This window comes from Jejuia spongiicola (assembly GCF_023502325.1).
In the GTDB taxonomy this organism is placed as follows: domain Bacteria; phylum Bacteroidota; class Bacteroidia; order Flavobacteriales; family Flavobacteriaceae; genus Wocania_A; species Wocania_A spongiicola.
Window position 1 is genome coordinate 35762 of sequence record NZ_JAMFLZ010000006.1, and the last position, 15126, is coordinate 50887.

At 30.6% G+C, this 15126-nt stretch carries 13 protein-coding genes; 9 read left to right on the plus strand and 4 right to left on the minus strand.

The features are described 5' to 3' along the window. Positions 1-89: 89 nt before the first annotated feature. Positions 90-1004 (plus strand): hypothetical protein, encoded by a 915-nt coding sequence (locus tag M3P09_RS13635; protein ID WP_249973560.1) that lies wholly within the window; start codon positions 90-92, stop codon positions 1002-1004. 164 nt (positions 1005-1168) lie between these two features. On the opposite strand, the gene M3P09_RS13640 is transcribed toward M3P09_RS13635, so the two are convergent. Both M3P09_RS13640 and M3P09_RS13645 read right to left on the minus strand, forming a co-directional pair. After that, complete coding sequence (locus tag M3P09_RS13640) at positions 1169-2116, minus strand: phosphoribosylaminoimidazolesuccinocarboxamide synthase (RefSeq protein ID WP_249973561.1); 948 nt, start codon at positions 2114-2116, stop codon at positions 1169-1171. After that, on the minus strand, positions 2116-3069 hold the full coding sequence (locus M3P09_RS13645) for a PhoH family protein (protein ID WP_099564120.1): 954 nt from the start codon (positions 3067-3069) through the stop codon (positions 2116-2118). Before M3P09_RS13645 ends, M3P09_RS13640 begins: the two co-directional genes overlap by 1 nt. A 145-nt stretch (positions 3070-3214) precedes the next feature. On the opposite strand from M3P09_RS13645, the gene M3P09_RS13650 reads away from it, so the two are divergent. The 6 genes from M3P09_RS13650 (at position 3215) to M3P09_RS13675 (ending at position 9650) form a co-directional block, all read left to right on the plus strand. Then, the gene (locus M3P09_RS13650; RefSeq protein ID WP_249973562.1) at positions 3215-4051 is read left to right on the plus strand and encodes an SAM hydrolase/SAM-dependent halogenase family protein; all 837 of its coding nucleotides are present in this window, start codon (positions 3215-3217) and stop codon (positions 4049-4051) included. A 4-nt stretch (positions 4052-4055) separates the two neighbouring features. Further along, positions 4056-4352, plus strand: a complete 297-nt coding sequence (locus M3P09_RS13655) for a putative quinol monooxygenase (protein WP_249973563.1) — start codon at positions 4056-4058, stop codon at positions 4350-4352. Between the two features lie 138 nt (positions 4353-4490). Further along, on the plus strand, positions 4491-6875 hold the full coding sequence (gene gldG, locus M3P09_RS13660) for a gliding motility-associated ABC transporter substrate-binding protein GldG (protein ID WP_249973564.1): 2385 nt from the start codon (positions 4491-4493) through the stop codon (positions 6873-6875). A gap of 155 nt (positions 6876-7030) precedes the next feature. Further along, positions 7031-8149 (plus strand): DNA polymerase III subunit beta, encoded by a 1119-nt coding sequence (dnaN, locus tag M3P09_RS13665; RefSeq protein ID WP_249973565.1) that lies wholly within the window; start codon positions 7031-7033, stop codon positions 8147-8149. Positions 8150-8395: 246 nt separating this feature from the next. Beyond that, positions 8396-9040 carry a hypothetical protein gene (locus M3P09_RS13670; protein WP_249973566.1) on the plus strand — a complete coding sequence of 215 codons (645 nt, stop codon included), beginning with the start codon at positions 8396-8398 and terminating at the stop codon, positions 9038-9040. A 325-nt stretch (positions 9041-9365) separates the two neighbouring features. Next, entirely contained in the window at positions 9366-9650 is a 285-nt protein-coding gene (locus M3P09_RS13675) for a DUF2188 domain-containing protein (RefSeq protein ID WP_249973567.1), read from the plus strand. Between the two features lie 61 nt (positions 9651-9711). On the opposite strand, the gene M3P09_RS13680 is transcribed toward M3P09_RS13675, so the two are convergent. Further along, positions 9712-10050, minus strand: coding sequence for a DUF4870 domain-containing protein (locus M3P09_RS13680; RefSeq protein WP_099564065.1), 339 nt, complete (start codon positions 10048-10050; stop codon positions 9712-9714). A 72-nt stretch (positions 10051-10122) separates the two neighbouring features. Then, positions 10123-12168: an adenylate/guanylate cyclase domain-containing protein gene (locus M3P09_RS13685; RefSeq protein ID WP_249973568.1), complete on the minus strand. Its 2046-nt coding sequence runs from the start codon at positions 12166-12168 to the stop codon at positions 10123-10125. Positions 12169-12303: 135 nt separating this feature from the next. Between M3P09_RS13685 and M3P09_RS17460 the strand changes: the two genes are divergently transcribed. Further along, on the plus strand, positions 12304-14136 hold the full coding sequence (locus tag M3P09_RS17460; RefSeq protein WP_249973569.1) for a sigma 54-interacting transcriptional regulator: 1833 nt from the start codon (positions 12304-12306) through the stop codon (positions 14134-14136). A gap of 9 nt (positions 14137-14145) precedes the next feature. Then, entirely contained in the window at positions 14146-15015 is an 870-nt protein-coding gene (locus M3P09_RS13695; RefSeq protein WP_249973570.1) for an AraC family transcriptional regulator, read from the plus strand. Positions 15016-15126 lie beyond the last annotated feature (111 nt).

A 15126-nucleotide genomic window follows, 5' to 3' on the forward strand; every position in this document is an offset into this window, starting at 1 on the left:
ATAAGAAGATTCTAATTTCGCTTACCTTCTGATATATATCATTAAAACGACGCATATCATTAAAGGTTAGCTACAATTTAAAAAACAACATGAAGTGGATTTTAATCGTACTTATTTTTAGCACTAATTTGACAAGTTCTTTTGCTTCAAATTCCTTTGCATCAAGTCCACAAATTCCCGACTATCTTATTTATAAAAACGATACTATTCCAACATATAATTTACTAGTTGAACAGTATCTTCAAAAAATAAAAGACGATAAAGGCAAGTTGTTTAATTTGAGTTTCAGAAACTCAATTGATGGATTTGAAGGAACGTCATTAAATTGTTGGAGAGGTTACCAAGCTATTTATAAAATAGAAAATGATAGTTTATTTGTAAGTGCCATCATCAATTGTCATTCTTTACGAAACAAAAAACAAATTCCAGAAAATTATATCAAAAAATTATTCGGAGAAAAAGTCAAAAACAACAAAGTTTATATTGATTGGTATAGTGGAAACATTAGCTTTCCTTTAAAATCAAATAACAATAAATTATTACGTTGGGATGGAGTATTTGAAAGAGTATTCTTAGATGAAACAGTTGTAAGAATAAAAAAAGGAAAAATACTCAAAATTAGCTACCAACAGAATTACGAAGATTTAAAAAATGGAATAGATAGACTGAAAAGAGATTCAATAAGTAGCATCTTATTTAATCAAATTAAAAGTTACAAATGGACTAAACTAGACAAATTTGACTGTTCAGAATTATATACAATCGTTATCGGAAAAAATGGTAAAATAGCTGATGTGATAATGACCGAATATCAAACTAAAGAATTAGTCAAAGAGTTTTGGGACACAAAGAGAGAATATAGTCATTGTATCAAATCAATCAAAAAAGCTCTCTTGAAATTACAATTTGATATCTTGAAACGGAAAGGAAAACCGACAGAAGAAAAAGTACGTGTCGAAATTTGGTTCAATGAAGACGGTTCTATTGAAAATTGGACCGATTAAAAAACTGTAACTAATAACATATTTAGTCCATTGCTAGTTATAGCTTACTTACTAAAATCTTCGCAGATTTTCTATTCGGTTTATATTTGCTAAATTAGTTGTAGAAATACACAACCAAACCACACACCTTTAGCTACATTTAAAGAATGACTAAAATTGAATTTCTATTTTAAATACCTCAAAACATTAGCCTCTATACGTTCTTGAATATTTGAAACATCTGCTTTTACAAAAGTTTCGCCTGTAATATTTTCGTAAAGTTCAATATAACGTTCGCTAACAGATTCTATATAATCATCACTCATAAAAGGTACCGTTTGCCCTTCTAAGCCTTGAAAGTTATTTGCTATTAACCATTGGCGTACAAACTCTTTACTTAATTGTTTTTGGGCTTCTCCTCTATCTTGACGCTCTTGGTAACCATCAGCATAAAAATAACGTGAAGAATCTGGTGTATGTATTTCATCAATCAATACAATTTTACCCTCTTTGGTTTTTCCAAACTCATATTTGGTGTCAACTAAAATTAAGCCTCTAGAGGCTGCTATTTCTGAACCTCTTTGAAATAATTTGCGTGTATAATCTTCTAAAACCACATAATCTGCTTCAGACACAATACCACGTTTTAAAATATCTTCACGAGAAATATCTTCGTCATGGTCTCCCATTTCTGCTTTAGTAGCTGGCGTAATAATAGGCTCAGGAAAAGCATCATTTTCTTTCACCCCTTCTGGCATTGGCACACCACAAAGGATACGTTTGCCTAATTTGTATTCGCGTGCAGCATGACCAGACATATAACCACGAATAACCATTTCTACTTTAAAAGGGTCGCATAAATGGCCAACTGCAACATTTGGATCTGGTGTTGCGGTTAACCAGTTTGGTACTAAATCTTCTGTAGCTGCCATCATTTTAGTGGCTATTTGGTTTAGTATTTGCCCTTTATACGGTATTCCTTTTGGCATCACCACATCAAATGCTGATAATCTATCGGTAGCAATCATTACTAATTGCTCATTATTTATATTATATACTTCTCTTACTTTTCCTTTGTAAACACTTTCTTGCCCTGGAAAATCAAAGTTGGTGTCAATTATAGTATTACTCATTAGTCTCTATTCTCAATACTTTTATATGCTTCAATTACTTTTTTAACTAGTTTATGACGAATGACATCTTTATCATCTAAAAATATCATCCCAACACCATCTACATTTTTTAAAATTAATAAGGCTTCTTTTAAACCCGAAATGGTACGTCGTGGTAAATCTATTTGCCCAGGATCGCCTGTTAATAAAAACTTAGCATGTTTACCCATACGCGTCAAAAACATTTTCATTTGAGCGTGTGTGGTATTTTGTCCTTCATCTAAAATAACAAAGGCATTATCTAACGTACGACCACGCATAAATGCCAATGGTGCAATTTGAATGGTTCCGTTTTCAATATAGTGTGCCAATTTTTCTGGCGCAATCATATCACGCAACGCATCGTATAACGGTTGCATGTATGGGTCTAATTTTTCTTTTAAATCGCCAGGTAAAAAACCTAAATTTTCTCCAGCCTCAACTGCTGGTCTCGTTAAAATAATGCGCTTAACTTCTTTATTTTTTAAAGCTTGAACTGCTAGCGCAACACCTGTATACGTTTTACCAGTTCCTGCAGGACCAATAGCAAAAACCATATCGTTTTTTCGCATACTCTCTACCAATTTACGCTGGTTTGCAGTTTGCGCCTTTATAAGTTTTCCGCCAACACCATGTACAATAACTTCTCCACTCTGTTTAGAAGTTGTATAGTCATCACTACTTTGGCTTGTTAAAACACGTTCAATAACATTTTCATCTAGTTTATTATACTTTGCGAAATGTTTTAAAAGCATAGTAATCCTTCTATCAAATTCCTCTAGTAATTCTTCATCACCAAAAGCTTTAATTTTATTACCCCGTGCTACAATTTTAAGTTTTGGAAAGTACTTTTTTAAAAGTTCAATATTTGCGTTTTGCGCTCCAAAAAATTCTTTTGGAGTAATTTCTTCAAGTTCAATTACAATTTCGTTCAAAAGCGTATGTTTAATGTTATAATTTTCATTTAAAATATAAAAACGAAAACGAAAATTTATGTAGGTTTGTAAAACACATTCATAAAGCTCAAAAATACATAAATTTGAGTGACCTAACATTAAAAACATATCAACAATTTTGCCAATGGCGATAATAACTTTAACAACAGATTTTGGTGAAAAAGATCACTTTGCTGGCGCTACAAAAGGTGCGATTTACAGTGAGCTACCAGATGTTAAAATTGTTGATATCTCTCATTCTGTATCGCCTTTTAGTATTCCAGAAGCGGCTTATATAATTCAAAATGCTTACAATAGCTTCCCAAAAGGCACCATACATATTATTGGAATAGATTCTGAAATAAATCCTGAAAACAAGCATATTGCAATAAAATTAGATGATCACTTTTTTATTTGTGCCAACAATGGGATTATGAGTATGATTTGTTCTGAAATTGCTCCTGAAAAAATTGTTGAAATTAATATACATGATAAAATACAAACCAGTTTTCCTGTTTTAGATGTATTTGTAAAAGTAGCTTGTCATATAGCGCGTGGTGGTACTCTTGATATTATTGGTAAAGCTATTACCAATATAAAGCCTATTAAAAATATTGTACCCTATGTTAACGAGGACAAAAGTCAAATTATTGGTAGCGTAATATACATAGACAATTATGGGAATGTAGTTACTAATATAAAACGTGGTTTTTTTGAAACTATTCAGAAAGGAAGACCTTTTGAGGTATCGGCAAGAAATTATAAATTTAAAACCATTTTTTCTAAGTACAGCGATATAGTGAATTTTGAAATTCCTGAGGAAAAAAGACATGACGAAGGTAGAGGTTTGGTGGTTTTTAATTCTGGTGACTTTTTAGAAATAGCCCTTTACAAAAGTAACACGACTACTGTTGGTAGCGCATCGTCCTTAATGGGATTAGGTATTATGGATGCTGTAAGTATTAATTTTATTAAAGAATGATTTAATGTTTGTAAGAATTGTAAAGATGAGTTTTAATGAAACAGCTATTGAAGAATTTCTTAAAAACTTTGATGCCAATAAAAATAAAATTAGAGCATTTAAAGGCTGTAATTTTTTAGAATTGTATAGAGATAAAAATAACACAAATATTTTTTTCACTTACAGTTATTGGAATTCTGAAGATGATTTAGAAGCTTACAGACAATCTGATTTATTTAAAAACGTTTGGAGTAAAACCAAACCACTTTTTAATGCAAGCCCAGAAGCTTGGAGTGTTGACAAGCTAGAAAGTTTGAAATAAACAACAAATTAATCGTCATTGTAAGACAAATTAATAAATTTAAAGTCTGTACTGAGCGCAGTCGAAGTATAGCAATCTGTTAAAATAAAAGATTACCACGTCAATATGTTCCTCGTAATGACGTACAAAATGAAACAAATGTTAGCAATTTTAAAAAAAGAAATAAACTCATTTTTTGCATCACCAATAGGCTATTTAGTAATTGCAATATTCCTTTTATTAAACGGCTTGTTTTTATGGTTATTTAAAGGCGAATTTAATATTCTAGATTATGGGTTTGCCGATTTATCATCTTTCTTTTTATTAGCACCTTGGATATTAATTTTTTTGATTCCTGCTGTAACCATGCGCAGTTTTTCGGATGAAAAAAAACAAGGTACTTTAGAGTTGCTACTTACAAAACCAATCTCTCATACAAACATAGTTTTAGGTAAATATTTTGGCGCTTTTGTTTTAATTTTAATCGCGCTTTTGCCTACTTTACTTTATGTATACACTGTTTATCAATTAGGGAACCCAGTTGGAAATTTAGACATTGGCAGCACGCTTGGGTCTTACTTTGGGTTGCTCTTTTTAATGGCATCTTATACCGCAATTGGCATATTTTGTTCTACTATTACTGATAATCAAATTGTGGCATTTATTAGTGCCGTTTTTCTTTGTTTTATTTTTTACATTGGTTTTGAAGGCATTTCAGATATTACGTCTAGCGCTTTTTTTGAGCAATTAGGCATGAGTTATCATTTTAAAAGCATGAGTCGTGGAGTGCTTGACACAAGCAATATTCTATACTTTTTTAGCGTAACATTATTCTTTATAATGCTAACGGTTACAGCTATTAAAACACAAAAAAATAATAAAAAAGAGTGGCAACGTATTTCAATTATATTGTTAAGTTTAATAGGCTTAAATGTTTTCTCTTCATCAATCCATAAACGTTTTGATTTAACTGAAGATAATCGTTACACTTTAAGTGAAGCTTCAAAACAAATTATTAGTACCATTAATTCTCCTATTATTGTTGATGTATTTTTAAAAGGTGACGATTTTCCATCTGAATTTAAACGCCTTCAGAGGGAAACCAAACAACTGCTTGAAGAATTTTCAGAAGAGAACAGTAACATTAATTTTAATTTTATAAACCCTTTAGAAGACGAAGCGACTCGTGAGCGTAACATCCAGCAACTCACACAACGTGGACTTACACCTATGCAATTAAGTGTACAAGAAAGCGGAAAATCATCTCAAGCTATTATTTTTCCTTGGGCTTTGGCAAGTTATAACGATGTTACCATTACTATTCCTTTGGTTAAAAATAAAATTGGCGCCTCGCAGCAAGAATTAGTGACTAACTCGGTACAGCATTTAGAATATGCTTTTACTGATGGTTTTAGTAAATTAACAACACCTAAGCAGAAAAAAATTGCCGTTTTAAAAGGTAATAATCAATTGGAAGATAAATACATTGCAGACTTTATAAAAAAAATTAATGAATATTATTTTATTGCGCCTTTTACCTTAGATAGTGTTGCAAATAATCCACAAAAAACACTTAGCGATTTAAATAAATTTGATTTAATTATTTCTGCAAAACCTACCGAAGCTTTTTCTGAAAAAGAAAAGTTAGTTTTAGATCAGTTTACTATGAGTGGCGGAAAAAGCCTTTGGCTTATTGATAATGTTGCTATGGAGAAAGATAGCTTGTATAATGCTTCAGGAGCTAATTTGGCAGTTCCAAGAAACTTGAATTTAAACGATTTCTTTTTTAAATATGGTATTCGTATTAATCCTGTTATGATAAGTACACTCTACTCCGCCCCTATTACTTTGGCTATTGGAGAAGGTAGCGACTCCCAGTTTCAAAATTTAAGATGGCCATATTCGCCTCTAGCTTCTTCAAATAGTAATCACCCTATTGTTAATAATTTAAACTTAGTAAAATTCGATTTCGCAAATCAAATTGACACATTAAAAAGCAGCATCAATAAAACTATTCTTTTAGAGAGTGCTCCACTTACAAAATTAGAAGGCACACCTAAAGAAATAAGTTTAGAAGTTGTAACTCAAGAACAAAATCCAGCATCATTTAATAAGGCAAATCAAGCTTTAGCTGTTTTATTAGAGGGCGAATTTACAAGTGTTTACAATAACCGTATTAAACCTTTTAATCTTTCAGAAGAAAAAAACAAAAGTGTTTTAACCAAAATGATTGTTATAGCTGATGGTGATGTGATTAAAAACGACGTAGCAAAAAACGTTCCTCAAGAATTAGGGTTTGATAGATGGACTGGACAAACTTATGGCAACAAAGAATTTTTACTGAATGCTGTTAATTATTTGCTAGACGATAATGGACTTATAAACATTCGATCAAAAGAAATTGCTGTGGCATTTTTAGATCAGCAAAAAATAGCGGCTCAAAAAACAAAATGGCAACTCATAAATATAGCATTACCATTAGTATTATTAGCTTTATTTGGTTTTACTTTTAATTACTATAGAAAGAAAAAATACACGACTTAAATGTTAATAAGTTTGTTTCCTATATTAATTAGTATGGAATATATTTGTAAGTAGCATTTATTCAAAATTCAAACTCATTTATAATGATTTTTGTATTAGTTGAAATTATAATATAAATGCAACATATGACCTTTAAAAAAAATATAGATTAACACATGAAATTTATAGTATCAAGTACCTATTTGTTAAAACAATTACAAGTTTTAGGAGGGGTTATTAATAGCTCGAATACCTTACCAATTTTAGATAATTTTTTATTTGAATTAGACCACTCTAAATTAACTGTTTCTGCAAGTGATTTAGAAACTACAATGGCTTCTTCTTTAGATGTAGAAAGCGATAGTAAAGGTAGTGTTGCAATTCCTGCTCGTTTATTACTAGATACTTTAAAAACGTTTCCTGAGCAACCTTTAACTTTTGTAGTTGAAGATAACAATACTGTTGAAATTAGCTCTAACCATGGTAAATATGCTTTAGCTTATGCAGATGGGAACGAATTTCCAAAAGCAGTAGCTTTAGAAGACCCAAGCAAAACAGTTATAACTGGTGATGTACTTGCTACAGCAATAAGCAAAACTATTTTTGCTGCTGGAAATGATGATTTACGCCCTGTAATGAGCGGTGTATTTTTTCAATTTTCTACTCAAGGCTTAACGTTTGTTGCTACCGATGCTCATAAACTAGTAAAATATACTCGAGAAGACATAAAAGCAAATCAAGTAGCAGAGTTTATTATGCCTAAAAAACCTTTAAATCTTTTAAAAGGAATTTTAGCAGCTAGTGAAGATGATGTCACTATAGAATATAACGAAAGTAATGCTAAATTTACTTTTGAAAACTCTGAGCTTATTTGCCGTTTAATTGATGGAAAGTATCCAAACTACGAAGCTGTAATCCCAAAAGAAAATCCTAATAAACTTTCAATTGATAGAACACAGTTTTTAAATTCTGTGCGACGTGTTAGTATTTTTTCTAATAAAACCACGCATCAAATACGTTTAAAAATTGCTGGTGCAGAACTTAATATTTCAGCTGAAGATATAGATTACAGTAATAAGGCAGAAGAGCGTTTAACATGTGATTACCAGGGTGATGACATGCAAATAGGCTTTAACTCACGTTTTTTAACAGAAATGTTGAATAACCTTAACTCTGATGAAGTACAACTAGAAATGAGTATGCCAAATAGAGCTGGTATTTTAACTCCAGTTGATGGCTTAGATGAAGGTGAACAAATTACAATGTTAGTGATGCCTGTGATGTTGAATTCTTAGATTCTACACTCGAGATAAACTACAGTAAGAATCTTATAATATAAAAGCAATAATCTTTAATTAGGTTGTTGCTTTTTTACGTAAATAGCAAACGCTTGATTTTGTCAGAAAAATTAGCTAACTTCGTTTAACGTCGGATATAAGTCATTAAAACGACGCATATCCGTTAGAAACATTGTGAGTAATTATAAAATCAAAGCATAAATTCAACAACTAATTGTAAACAAAAAATATTAATAGAACATTATGGATTTTTCAAAAATTGCCGAATATTTATCTCACCCTTTAGTTTTAATAGGTTTTGCCCTTTTTATATTATACTCTTTATTTAAAAACTTTATAGTTGATAGAATAAAAATACTAACACACAAGTCAGGGGATAAATTTATGTTTCGTCTATTAAATTCTATTGTACTAATAATAGTTTTGTTAATTATTTTAGGATTTGGATTAAAGTATCATGAACTCAATAATAAGGACTCAAGTTATGACCTAAGCAAGAACGTGATTTATAAGAAAATAGTTGATATTGAGCAAAAGAAAGAATCATTTGTTTTTAATGTCTCTGATAAAGATTCAGTCAAATTAATATTTCAATCTAATAAATGGGATTTTGAATCCAAGTTTATCATTGACAATCAATATAAAGTAGCCGACCTAAAGAATGCAATTGTTAGGCACTTTGAATTAGAAAAACATATTAGAACTAAAAATGATGAAAGTTTACTTTTAACTTGGCTTTTGAGTTCTAATAACGTAGAAATTTTGGATGAAAATCGGACTTTAAAAAATGCTGGAATTAATAATAATGATATAATAACTCTATCCGTGACTAGTAAACACATAAGCGTCGAAAAGGGATTAGATGAAAAAATCAACGGTGTGTACTAACTACTCACAATAACGTGTATAATTAATTGCTAGTTCACTGCCGACTTACGAACATTCCTGCGGAATATTCTATCTGTGATTTATTTGCTAAATTAGGTGCTTAACCACGTAACTAACCATACACAAGACCGTTAAACGAACCTCTACAAAAACAAACAGTGTTTTCAGTATTAAAAATCAGAAACAAACAAACTAGCTCCATTAAGTATTACAATAGTTACAAAAGTTTTGTACCTACTGGACTTCTATCCCTTAAGACAATGCCTTGGTTTTTTTATTTCGTTTTTACTAAATAATAGTATCTTAGATTTACAATTAATCTTCTATGTCAAAAAGCAATAAACCAACATCTTGGATTCAAGTTTTAAAAGAACTTGTTGAGGCTTATTTTAAAAGTGCAAACAAGAAAACTAGAACTTGGCATCAGCATGTTGTACCTTACGAAGAGGGTTGGGCTGTGCGACGAGAAGGTAATAAGCGTATTACTTCTAAACACAGGAAGCAAAGTACTGCTATAAAAAAAGCTAAAACCATTGCTAAGCGCCGTAATGCCGACGTAATTATCCACCGTGCTAGTGGTGGTATACGCGAGCGTATTAATTATGACTAAATCTTTAAATAAAAAACGCCCACTAAAAAGTGAGCGCTTTACTTATCTCGTACTAACTAAACTAACTAATAAAATTAAGAGATAAAGGATATTTTGGTGTTTCTCCATTGCTTGCCTTTATAGCATTAATTATTGGAAAAACTATAGATATAATTCCTAAAATTATAAAGCCTAATAACCCTAAGCCAAATAATAGAATTAAGGGTATACATATGATTGCATATACGATTAAACTTAACTGAAAGTTTATAATATTTTTACCATGTGCATCCATTTGATACACTTTTTCTTTTTGTGTAAGCCAAAAAACTAATGGTAATATTAAACTACCAAAACCTGTAATAAGAGTAATTAATTGGCTTAAGTGGGTAATAACTAAAAGTTGATTGTCTTGACGCATGATAATTATTTTTTTGATTGATACTTATTTGACGCTCAAATAAAAAAAATGTTACAAATATTTAAATTTTAATTATTTAGATTCTATACCATGAGATTTAAGCACCTCTTTAAATCTAGAATCATCTTTTAAATAATCAAAAAAGTCCATACGCTCTCTCCTTATCGTTCTTGTTTGCTTATTTCGTGTAGTATCTAAGTGGTGTAATACACTATCGGTAATTTTTAATCCAGCGTAAACCACAGCTAACTGATGACTTTTTTCTTTAGGATGGGCTCTCAATCTAATAGTGTCAATAATATTATAAGCATTAATAGTATCGCCTGTTTTGGCATAACAATACCCCAAAAAACGATTAAACACATTTTGCTTTTTTACCATTTTCTTTAAAGGCGGAATGGCTTGAGTATATTTTTTTTGGTCTGTATATAACCTAAAATAAGATCTGTTAATTACAAACTCGTTATTACCATCATTCTTACTATCAACCTTCTTTAATAACTTTTCGGCTTCAACATACTTATAATTTGCAGTAAGCGCATTAAAATAGCTAATTGCAGTAGGAAAAGATAAAGGGTCTAGCCTATATGCAATGGCTGCTTGTTCTAATTGTTTTTCGTATTGTTTTGTGTAATAAAAAAAAGTAGAATATTGATGTCTAGCTGTTAAATCGTTAGGCGACAATTTAATTGCTTTCTTAAATGCTATATCTGCCGCTTCGTGTTTTCCTTCAATATTGTTTATAAGACCTTTAACTGAATAAATTCGAGATACTTTATTATTTATTTTTTCAGCTTTATCTATATATTCATTTGCTAATTTTGATGCTTCTTCTGGGTTTCTACCAGAATAATACGTTTCTAAATAAATAGAGTTTGCTATTTCAGCATAAGCTTCAGCATAATTTGGATCTAATGCAATGGCTTCTTTATATAAAAGGATACTTTGCGCTATACTTTTTGCATTACGTTTATCTGCTTCATTTCTTCCTTCTAAAAAAAGTTTATATGCCTCAATGCTTTGTGTTGGAATAATTGCTAATTGTTGCTGCTCTTCAAACGATAAATTGATATGTAAAGCATCTACAATTTCTTCAGAGACTTCGGTTTGAAGGCTAAAAATATTAGTTAATGTTTTATCATAATTCTCAGCCCAAACATGCTCATCTGAGGAAGCATCAATTAACTGAGCTGTAATTCTAATATCATTATCATATTTTCTAATACTTCCTTCTAAAATATAAGACACCCCCAATTCTTTGGCTATTTCCGGTATCGTTTTTTGCGTTCCTTTATACTGCATAACAGAAGTTCTGGATATAACACGTAAATCTTTTAATTTAGATAGTTGTGTCAAAATATCTTCGGTAATACCATCTCTAAAAAATTCGGCATCTTTGTCTGTGCTTAAATTATCAAACGGCAAAACAGCAATTGATAAATCTTTTGGAGCATCGTTAGTAGTAATTTTAAAAGATTTAATATTAGAGATAAAAACGACTAATGCAATGGCTAAAATTAACCAAAATAGGTTTCTCTTCTTTTTATAAAATGGTTTTGAAGGAGTTGGTTTTTTTACTTTTAATTTCCCTTTTACGTCTTCAGGTTTTGGCACTATCAATCCATCATTAGCAATAGCAAATAAAGGCATTGCTTCGTCAACATTTTTAAACTCGTAAGCATCTAAAAATTGTGCTTTAATATGCTTATGACTCCTAATTTGATCATGTACTTTATCAGAAATTAATATACTTCCAGATACGGCACAAGATTCAATTCTTGAAGCTACATTTACGGCATCGCCAATAATATCGTCCTTAGATTGAATAATATCTCCAACGTGAATGCCAATACGAACTGGAATTTTGGGAGCTTCTAAAAAAGCTTTTTGTAATTCAATAGCACAATCAACCGCTTCTACAGTACTTTTAAAAATACTTAATGTACCATCGCCAAAATATTGAATAATTTCACCGTTAAATGCCTCGGTAGTCATTTCGAAAGCACTTCTGTGTCGCTCTCTTATAAGCACCGCTTTTTTTTCATCATGTTGCATTATTGAGGTATAGCCTTCAATATCAGTAAACATGATGGCAGCAAGTAACCTTTTCTTTGACATTTGGTTGTTTAGTGTTAGGAGTCTCTAATTTAGTTAATTATCTTTAAAACAGAAATTTATAAAAGCTTGAAGTTATAAAACTGTAGCAAATAATTAATATATTTAGCTAATACTATTTAACCTTATACAAAAAAAGTGTCTGAAAATCTTGTTGAATTTTTATCTGGGATTCCTTTCTTTTCTGAAGTTTCAAAAAAATCTCTTAAACATTTAATTGAAAATGTAAAAGAAGAAGAATATATAAAGAATGAAAATATTTTTGAAAAAGATACTGTTGGAAACTCCATGTATGCTATAATTAATGGCTCAGTTAAAGTGTATGAAAAAAATCATATTTATAGCACTTTATCAAAAGGTGAATGTTTTGGAGAATATGCTTTAATTGATAACGAAGCACGCTCTGCATCTATTAGTGCTTTAGAAAAAACCAAGGTTTTAAAAATAGAACGTCAGCATTTTTTAGATGTAATGAAATCTGATAGTGGTTTTGCTCAAGGTATTTTAGCAGTTATGATTAAGCGCCATAGAGAACTAGATAGCATCCAAGAGCGTTTAGCATCTTCTAAAATTGAAATTGAAACTACAAATAGTAAAATGAGCGGCTTAATTAATGGTGCCATGGATGCCATAATTATGTTTAATAATGATTTTAGGGTTATACTAACAAACCCATCAGCTAATAAATTACTAGAAAACGATGATGTTTTACAACGCAATGTTCTGTTTTTCTTTGACGATCAAAGTGCTGAGTTAATTGAAAGTATTGTAAAAGATGAAGACAATAAAAAATCAATTAATAAATATTTACCAAATATTGTAAAAGTTGTAGGCTCAAATGATAATGAAATTTTAAATGAAGGCACTATTAGTAAATATGGAAGTGGAAAAGACACATTTTACACACTTATTTTAAGAAACATTGAAGAACGACTTATTGCAGAGGATAAAATTAATTTACTCACAAAACAAACTCAATATTTAGAAGAAGAAATTCAAGAACTCACCAGCAGTTATGGCATTATGGCTGAAGATGAGAATATGAAAAAAGTTTTGAATCTTATAAAGCAAGTAGCTCGTACCGATGCTACAGTGCTTATAAATGGTGAAACTGGAACGGGAAAAGAATTAGTAGCAAGAGCAATTCATAAAGAAAGTAACCGTAATGATAAACCATTAATAAGAATTAACTGCGGAGCTATTCCTGCTAACCTCATTGAAAGCGAATTATTTGGACATAAAAAGGGTGCATTTACAGGGGCCACTGTAGATAGAAAAGGCCGTTTTTTACTAGCAGATAAAGGCACTATTTTTTTAGATGAAATAGGCGAAATGCCACTAGAGTTACAGCCAAAACTACTACGTATCATTCAAGAAGGAGAATTTGATCCCGTTGGGAGTTCTGAAACCATTAAGGTAGATGTTAGAATAATAGCGGCAACTCACAGAAATCTTTTTGACTTTTCAAAAGCAGGGAAGTTTAGAGAAGATTTATATTACCGACTAAATGTTTTTCCTATCGAGGTTCCTTCTCTTAAAAAAAGAGGAAATGATATTTGCTTAATTGCTCAGGAAATGATTAGCCAATTCTCAAAAAAGCTTAATAAACCTATAGTAAATTTAACCGATAATGATAAAGCATTGTTATTAGCATATGATTGGCCTGGGAATGTTAGAGAGCTTCAAAATTTAGTAGAGCGGGCAGTAATAGTTTCGCAAAAAGGAACCATTAATTGGAGCGCTATTATTCCTAATAATTCTGATTCTATTGAAATTCAAAAAGATGCTCATCAAGAAAAAATATTAACTTCATATGAACTTATTGTTCTAGAAAAAGAAAATATACTAAAAGCACTAAAACAGACACGCTGGAAGATTTCAGGAGAAAATGGAGCCGCAAAGCTATTACAACTCCCTCCTACTACATTAGCCTCTAAAATTAAAGCTTTGGGTATTGAACGTCCTATTTAATATTAAACAATGGCGATAGATATTTATAAACATTTTCTTAAACACCCTCGCTATAACAAACTTATTGGCAATAATTTTTTGTTAGTAGAATATAAATGTCCGCTTGAAGTTGAAAACTTTAAATTATGGACAGACACTCCTTTTATAACTTATGTAATTAGCGGGCAAAAGGATTGGACCTCTTTAAATAAAACATACACCATTAAAAAAGGAGAAGCATTATTTATAAATAAAGGTGTTTATAATACAAAGCAGTATTTTGAAGTAGATTATTGTGTTATGCTATTTTTTATTACAGATGATTTTATAAGTCGCTTTGTAAAAAAACACAAAGAGCTTTTACACTCAAAAAATTCAGAAACTACTTGTAATCAAATTTTTGAAATACATGTTGGAGAATCTTTAAATTCATTGTTTCTATCTGTTTTTAATTATTTAAATCAAGGTAATAATATTCCCAAAGATTTAGTTGAAATAAAATTTAACGAACTCCTGTTCAATATTACTTTAAACCCAGAAAATAATGAGTTAGTAAGTTTCTTCAAGTCACTTATTCACAAACAAAAAACGTCGCTAAATGATGTCATGATGAAAAATTTTCATTGCGACTTAAGCTTAGAAGAATACGCACGAATATATGGTAAGAGCCTCTCAACTTTTAAACGAGACTTTCAAAGTTATTTTAAAGAAACTCCTAGAAGGTGGTTAAACAAAAAGCGATTAGAATACGCAAAAACTTTGCTAGAAAACCCAGAATTAAACATCAATGACATCTGTTTTGAAAGTGGTTTTAAAAACACATCGCATTTTAATCGTAGTTTTAAAGAAATGTACAAATACCCACCTAGTCAATATCGTAAACTATACTTAAACACATAAATTTTAGTATTTCTCTCTCTTTTTACCTCTTTGAACTTTTTAGCAATAAAGTTGAACCTTAGAGGTAACTTTATATTTTCAATGCGCAATACTTTTGACTCATAATAATAA

Bases quoted from the DNA above. Each gene is read 5' to 3' on its own strand.
- M3P09_RS13680 (WP_099564065.1), bottom strand. From the start codon at position 10,050: ATGCGTCAAGACAATCAACTTTTAGTTATTACCCACTTAAGCCAATTA.
- M3P09_RS13635 (WP_249973560.1), top strand. From the start codon at position 90: ATGAAGTGGATTTTAATCGTACTTATTTTTAGCACTAATTTGACAAGT.
- dnaN (WP_249973565.1), top strand. From the start codon at position 7,031: ATGAAATTTATAGTATCAAGTACCTATTTGTTAAAACAATTACAAGTT.
- gldG (WP_249973564.1), top strand. From the start codon at position 4,491: ATGTTAGCAATTTTAAAAAAAGAAATAAACTCATTTTTTGCATCACCA.
- M3P09_RS13670 (WP_249973566.1), top strand. From the start codon at position 8,396: ATGGATTTTTCAAAAATTGCCGAATATTTATCTCACCCTTTAGTTTTA.
- M3P09_RS13640 (WP_249973561.1), bottom strand. From the start codon at position 2,116: ATGAGTAATACTATAATTGACACCAACTTTGATTTTCCAGGGCAAGAA.
- M3P09_RS13685 (WP_249973568.1), bottom strand. From the start codon at position 12,168: ATGTCAAAGAAAAGGTTACTTGCTGCCATCATGTTTACTGATATTGAA.
- M3P09_RS13650 (WP_249973562.1), top strand. From the start codon at position 3,215: ATGGCGATAATAACTTTAACAACAGATTTTGGTGAAAAAGATCACTTT.
- M3P09_RS13675 (WP_249973567.1), top strand. From the start codon at position 9,366: ATGTCAAAAAGCAATAAACCAACATCTTGGATTCAAGTTTTAAAAGAA.
- M3P09_RS13695 (WP_249973570.1), top strand. From the start codon at position 14,146: ATGGCGATAGATATTTATAAACATTTTCTTAAACACCCTCGCTATAAC.
- M3P09_RS13655 (WP_249973563.1), top strand. From the start codon at position 4,056: ATGTTTGTAAGAATTGTAAAGATGAGTTTTAATGAAACAGCTATTGAA.